Annotated in this window: 5 protein-coding genes; all 5 read left to right on the forward strand. The window is 56.9% G+C overall.

The window, feature by feature from the left end; all coding sequences use genetic code 11:
• The coding region (locus tag FEM54_RS21020; protein ID WP_138452802.1) for a tetratricopeptide repeat protein at positions 1 to 676 on the forward strand (676 nt) is incomplete at its 5' end.
• Between the two features lie 61 nt (positions 677 to 737).
• Positions 738 to 1994, forward strand: a complete 1257-nt coding sequence (locus FEM54_RS21025) for an HlyD family secretion protein (protein ID WP_138452811.1) — start codon at positions 738 to 740, stop codon at positions 1992 to 1994.
• Positions 1995 to 2005: 11 nt separating this feature from the next.
• Positions 2006 to 4180, forward strand: a complete 2175-nt coding sequence (locus FEM54_RS21030; protein ID WP_138452804.1) for a peptidase domain-containing ABC transporter — start codon at positions 2006 to 2008, stop codon at positions 4178 to 4180.
• Positions 4177 to 5592 (forward strand): TolC family protein, encoded by a 1416-nt coding sequence (locus FEM54_RS21035; RefSeq protein ID WP_138452807.1) that lies wholly within the window; start codon positions 4177 to 4179, stop codon positions 5590 to 5592. The genes FEM54_RS21030 and FEM54_RS21035 overlap by 4 nt, the downstream gene beginning before the upstream one ends.
• A 174-nt stretch (positions 5593 to 5766) precedes the next feature.
• Positions 5767 to 6658, forward strand: an 892-nt coding sequence (locus FEM54_RS21040; RefSeq protein ID WP_138452809.1) for an aldehyde dehydrogenase family protein, incomplete at its 3' end; no start/stop codon positions are given.

Consider the following 6658-nt stretch of genomic DNA (forward strand, 5'->3'; position numbering starts at 1 on the left):
GTATCTGGACGGACAGGCGATTGGCGCAACTGACTATGTTAAGGCCAAGCATTATCTGGAACTTTCGGCAGCACATGAAGACCCGACCTCTATCTACAATTTAGGTTTTATGTATGAGTCCGGTCTGGGGGTAAGCAAGTCCATGCCCCAAGCCATTGAGTACTATAAAAAATCGGCACAACTAAATTATTCAAAAGCATTATTTCGCTTGGGCTCCTTGAGTGCTAACCACCTGATCGCGGACGCTAGCCCTGAGTCGGCTTGTCAATACTATGAAAAGGCAGCGAAAGCCGGTCTTGGTGAAGGCGCTTTTCTAACTGGTAAATGTTTCGCCACGGGTGTTGGCATGCCCAAAAACCTGCCCATGGCCACCCAATGGTACACAGAGGCAGCGATGCTTGACGTGCCTCAGGCGCAAGCGAATCTTGGCTATATCTTCGAGAAAGGGCTTGGTCAGGCAGTCAATTTACCCGAAGCCTACAAGTGGTATTGGCTAGCCAGTGCACGGGTTCCCGAAGCCGGCAAGCGCCTGGAAGTTATCGAGAAACAAATGCCCACTCTCAGTGATGCTGCCGACGAGCAGACCAAAGCTGCATGGCGAAAGCAAATACAAATGTTCATCAACGATAACAATAACCGGCGCGGGCTACTGATCCATAAGCGAAAGCAACCATGAACGGATGCTGAGTAAAGCATCGGGCGAGCAGGGGTGTCAGGAGTGATTTGTGGGCGACAGGATATTTCGCAGGGCCGCGTCTGAAGCGCAGCGCGTCAAATGGCTGGGGGAGATTGTGCTGATCCGGCCGACATCCTTCACTTTTCTCATTATGTTCGCCTTGGGAATGCTGGTCTTGGTAAGCAGCTTTTTTATCTGGGGCTCTTACACCAAGCGCAGCACGGTGAGTGGTCAACTGGTTCCAGCCAACGGCCAGATAAAGGTCCGGACGCCGCAAACCGGAGTGGTGCTGCAAAGGTTTGTCGTCGAAGGGCAGTCCGTTGTCATGGGTGATCCTCTGCTGACTATTTCCAGTGAACGTTATGATGCCGGCGCCGACCCGGTGCAGGCACGCGTGAGTTATCAGCTCAAGCAACGGAGGGAGTCACTGGAGCAGGAACTCGATAAAACCCGGCAACTGCAACAGGCCGAGCGCGACAGTTTGACCAGTAAGGTGAGCACACTGCGTGATGAGCAAGCCAACCTGGCTGCGCAATTGGTCAGCCAGCGCGAGCGCGTGGCGCTGGCGGGGGATGCGTCAAATCGCTATCAGGGATTGATGCAAAAGGGCTATATCTCTATGGACCAGTTCCAGCAGCGGCAAGCCGAGCTTTTGGGACAGCGTCAAGCCCTACAGGGCCTGGATCGCGAGCGCAGTTCAATCACCCAACAATTCACCGAGCGCAACAACGAGTTGGCGGGGCTTGAAACACGCCAAGCCAATGCACTGGCGCCGATACATCGACAACTGTCGGGTATCGAACAAGAGCTGGCAGAGAGTGAAGCCAAGCGTACGGTATTGATCACCGCTCCAGGAAACGGTGTGGCAACGGCAGTTCTGACGGAAGTCGGCCAGACAGTGGACCCGTCGCGTACGTTGTTGAGCATCATGCCCCGTGACGCCCAACTGCAGGCTGAGCTCTACGCCCCGAGCAAAGCGGTGGGGTTTATCAGGCCGGGGGACGCCGTGCTGATCCGCTATCAGGCCTATCCCTATCAGAAGTTTGGCCAATATCACGCTCAAGTGGTGTCTATTTCGCGCACTGCCGTGCCCTCTGCGGATCTTGCCATTATGACGGGTGAGGTACCGGGGCTTTCGCGCAACGGCGAACAGCTCTACCGCTTGCGTGTACAACTCGACGAGCAGACCGTTATGGCCTATGGCAAGCCTCAGTTGCTGCAAAGCGGAATGCTGTTGGATGCCGACATCCTGCAGGAAAGCCGCCGCCTTTATGAATGGGTGCTGGAGCCTCTCTACAGCCTCACCGGCAAATTCTAGGAACCCCTCCCATGACTTTTCTTGACGCCATAGCCTTGCGTCCCGGGCGTCGTCTGCCCGTGGTATTGCAGACCGAAGCGACTGAATGCGGCCTGGCTTGCCTGGCGATGATTGCTGGATACCACGGGCATCGGGTCGATATGCTGGATTTGCGCCGCCGTTGCAGCGTCTCCCTCAAAGGTATTGCCCTCAAACAACTGATCAACAGTGCTCAGCAACTGCAACTGGGTGCTCGTGCTGTCACGTTGGATGTGGACGGCCTCGGCCAGCTCAAGCTGCCTTGTATTCTGCACTGGAACTTCAACCACTTTGTCGTACTCAAGTCCGTCGATCGGCAAGGCGTGGTTGTACATGATCCTGCGCGAGGGTTGCGCCGGATCAATCATGAAGGTTTATCTCAAAGCTTCACCGGCGTAGCACTGGAATTGTGGCCGGACAGCGGTTTCGAGCTGCAAGAAGACAAACCAAGAATCAAACTCCTGAACATGATGGGGCGTATTAGCGGGCTGTATCGCTCGTTGGTGCAAGTACTGCTGCTGGCACTGACGCTCGAGGTCTTTTCCCTGATCACCCCGTTCTTGCTTCAGTGGACGATCGACAACGTCATTATCAGCGCCGACCACGATCTGCTCAGTACACTGGTACTGGGCTTTACCTTGTTATTGTTGATGCAACAAGCGGTCAGCGGCGTGCGTGCCTGGGTCATGATGCATTTGAGTACGCTGCTTTCCGTGCAGTGGCGTGCGAATGTCTTCAGCCACTTGTTACGGTTGCCCAGCCAATACTTTGAGAAGCGCTACTTGGGAGATGTGGTGTCGCGTTTCGGCGCCGTAGACACTATTCAGCAGACGCTGACGGCGGCGTTCCTATCGGCGATTCTCGACGGTCTTATGTCCGTCGCGACCCTTGCAATGATGCTGCTCTACAGTCCGGCCCTGGCCGCTATTGCGATCGCCACTATGCTGCTGTATGCCGTTGGACGCTGCCTTTGGTATCGACCGCTGCGCAATGCGACCGAAGAGCAAATCATCCATGCCGCACGTCAGCAAAGCCATTTTCTGGAAACGGTGCGTGGCATTCGCCCCTTGAAACTGTTTCAGCGCCAGGAAGAGCGTCGTTCAGCCTGGCTTGGTTTGTTGGTGGAGCAGATCAACGCTGGATTGCGCACGCAAAAGCTGCGGTTGCTCTATCAACAATTGAATGGGTTGCTGTTTGGCATTGAGAACTTGTTGGTGATTTGGTTTGGCGCAAGCATGGTGATGGATGGCCAGTTCAGCGTCGGGCTGTTGATCGCGTTTATCGCCTATAAAACGCAGTTTGATACCCGAGTAGGTAACTTGATAGACAAGTTTTTCGAGCTGCGTATGTTGCAACTGCAGGGCGAACGGCTGGCAGATATTGTTCTGCACCCACCGGAAGCAACCGCTTCCAGTGTCGACCTGCAGACACTCATGGATTGTGATGCGAGCATTGAAATCCAGGGATTGCACTACCGTTATGCCGAGCAGGAGCCCTGGGTGCTGGACAACCTCGACCTGCATATTGCTGCGGGTGAATCGGTGGCTATCGTTGGTCCGTCGGGTTGCGGCAAAAGCACGCTGATGAACGTCATGCTCGGTATCCTGCCGGCCACTCGGGGGCAGATTCGTATCGCCGGTATTGAATTGGCGCAACTGGGCCTGGATGGTTTGCGGCAACTGGTAGGTACTGTGACGCAGGACGATGTGCTGTTTGCGGGATCTTTGCGCGATAACATCAGTTTCTTCGACCTCAACGTGGATCAGTCCTGGTTGATCGAATGTGCCCGGATCGCGTCGATTCACAGTGATATCCAAGCCATGCCGATGGGTTACAACACTTTGGTGGGAGACATGGGCACGGTGCTCTCCGGTGGGCAAAAGCAGCGCGTGCTGCTGGCCAGGGCCCTGTATAAGAAACCGCGAATACTCTTTCTGGACGAGGCCACCAGTCACTTGGATGTCGCGTGTGAACAGCGTGTGAATCAGGCCATTCAGGGGTTGCGAATTACGCGCATCATGGTTGCCCACCGCCCTGAAACCATCGCCTCTGCGGACCGTGTCATCCGGATTCTGGCCGGTAGGGTGGTACATGGCGATGCTGACGGACCAACGAATAGCGCACATACCGCGAACACTTCGCCAGAGATGAAACAGGGCCAGGTATGAAGCAATTATCCTCGATCTTGATGATGGCCTTGTTGTGTTGTTCACGTTCTGCATGGGCCTTTGAGCCAGACGTTTTTGACACTGCACGCAACGTTTCCCGGCAAGCGGTGTATGACGATGCACGTGGCGAGCTGTCGTGTAGTTTTGGCCGGTTACCTGAACGTTTGCCGTTAGAGCAGGTGGTCGAACGGATTTTGTGCCACGACCCACAGACGCGTATCAGTTGGGCCAATGCCAAGGCTCAGGCTGCCCAGGTTGGGCTCAGCCAGTCGGCGTATCTGCCGCGCCTGGATGGGCGCGTTGGCAGTAATCGCGGCAATGGTCGGGTTGACTACGATGAACCGGCCTTACGTTCTGGTGAAGGGCACCGGCGGCGCGACAGCGCCAGTCTTGAGCTCAGTTGGGTGTTGGTGGACTTCGGTCGACGCGGGGCCGCCTTGCGCAATGCCCGCCAGTTGCTGGTGGCTGCCAACGCTACCCAGGACGCCATGTTGCAGCGTACTTTTGTTGAGGCAGCGCAGGCTTATTACGATGCCTTGTCATCTCAGCGCAGCTTGGCCGCCTCGGTGCAGATCACCGAATTGGCGGCTCGCAACCTGGAAGCGGCGGATGCCAAATACAAAGCCGGTGCGGCCGCACTTTCTGATCGCTTGCAGGCGCAAACAGCGTTTTCCCAGGCTAATTTGCGCCAGATCCGCGACCGTGGAGCATTGCATAACGCTTTGGGTGTGATTGCCTTGCGCATGGGGCTATCACCCCAAACGCCTCTGCAGTTGGCGGGTGACCTCACTCCACTGCCGGACACTCAGTTCCTGCAGGCGGTCGATGAGTTGTTGACCCAGGCGCGTCAGGATCACCCGGCAGTACTCGCCGCACATGCTAGGCTCAGGGCCGCTCAGGCGGCCGTTGATGAGCGACGCGCTGCCAACCTTCCGAGCCTGGCACTGACCGCCGACCTGACGTACGCACGTAGCCAGCAATCGAAGATATTCAATGGCGATGAGCGTGAGCGGGACCGCAGTATCGGTTTGCAGTTGAGCATCCCGATCTTTGACGGTTTTGGCCGGACCTACCAGATCCGCCAAGCACAAGCTCGTGTCGACGCGGGCCGAGCAGAACTGGCTGAGGTTGAGCAAGAGGTCGCGCTAGACCTATGGGCCAGTTATCAGACGTTGAATATTGAGACCCAAAGTCTGCAGCGCACCAGCGAGTTGGTCGATCAATCACGCCAGTCGCTGGAGGTCATCCAGGGCCGTTATCACGCCGGGGTGGGCAGCATGATTGAGTTGCTCAATGCCCTGACCGCGTATTCCGGTGCCGAGCAAGAGCATATTCAAACCCTCAGCCGCTGGCAGACGTCACGCCTGAGGTTGGCGGCCAGTCTTGGTCGTCTGGGGTTTTGGGCTTTGTAACCCGTGTTGAGTGTTGACTTGAACAGTAGTCATCTGCACGCCGCTCAAATCCACACTCATCACTGCTAACCTGCATTTTCCTCACGTTACCCCACCCAATAAGTCGTTTGCACGCCCCCCAAGCAAATACAAAACTGCATGTCACTCGCAAAACAACAACGTTGGGCAAACCACATGCAATTCGAGCGCAATTTCTATAACGGTCAGTTCGTCGAACCCGCCAGCGACGCCCTGATCGCCGTCTACAACCCTGCCAATGAATCCCTGGTCGGCCATGTCAGCGCCGCCACCGCCGGTGAGGCCATCGCCGCCGTCGACGCCGCCGCCCGCGCCCAGAAAACCTGGGGCACGCTCACCAGCATCGAACGCGCCGAGCACCTGCGTGCCTTCGCTGATGCCCTGGACAGCCACGCCGAAGCCATCGGTACGGCTTTGGCCAGCGAGTCCGGCAAGAGCGTCACTGACGCCAGCAACGAAGCCCGCTACGCCGCGCAAATTACCCGTTACCACGCCGAATGGGCCCGCCGCATCGAAGGCGAGATCATCCCCAGCGATACCTCGGACGAAAACCTGTTCCTGCACCGCGAGCCGATTGGTGTGGTGGCCTGTCTGATCCCGTTCAACTACCCGGTCTACACGCTGTTGCGCAAGATTGCCCCGGCGCTGATCGCGGGTAATACCGTGGTGGTGCGGCCCAGCAACAACACGCCACTGTCGGCGTTTAAAATTGCCAAGGCAGTGGTGACAGCCGGTATTCCAGCCGGTGTGATCAACATCCTGACCATGAACCACGCCACCGCCGCCAGCGTCTGCACGCACAAGGCCGTCGGCCTGATCACCCTCACCGGCAGCGTGAACGCCGGGCGTATCGTGCTGGATTACTGCAAGGCCAATATCGCCAAACCATCCCTGGAATTGGGCGGCAAGACCCCGGCAATCATCGAACCGGATGCCGACCTGGAAACAGCCGCCAGCGCTATCGTTGCGTCCAAGATCACCCACTGCGGTCAGCTGTGTACGGCGGTGGAACGCGTGTATGTGCACGAAAGTATTTATGAGCCATTCC

This window comes from Pseudomonas edaphica, assembly GCF_005863185.1.
Classification (GTDB): domain Bacteria; phylum Pseudomonadota; class Gammaproteobacteria; order Pseudomonadales; family Pseudomonadaceae; genus Aquipseudomonas; species Aquipseudomonas edaphica.

Bases quoted from the DNA above. Each gene is read 5' to 3' on its own strand.
- FEM54_RS21030 (WP_138452804.1), top strand. From the start codon at position 2,006: ATGACTTTTCTTGACGCCATAGCCTTGCGTCCCGGGCGTCGTCTGCCC.
- FEM54_RS21035 (WP_138452807.1), top strand. From the start codon at position 4,177: ATGAAGCAATTATCCTCGATCTTGATGATGGCCTTGTTGTGTTGTTCA.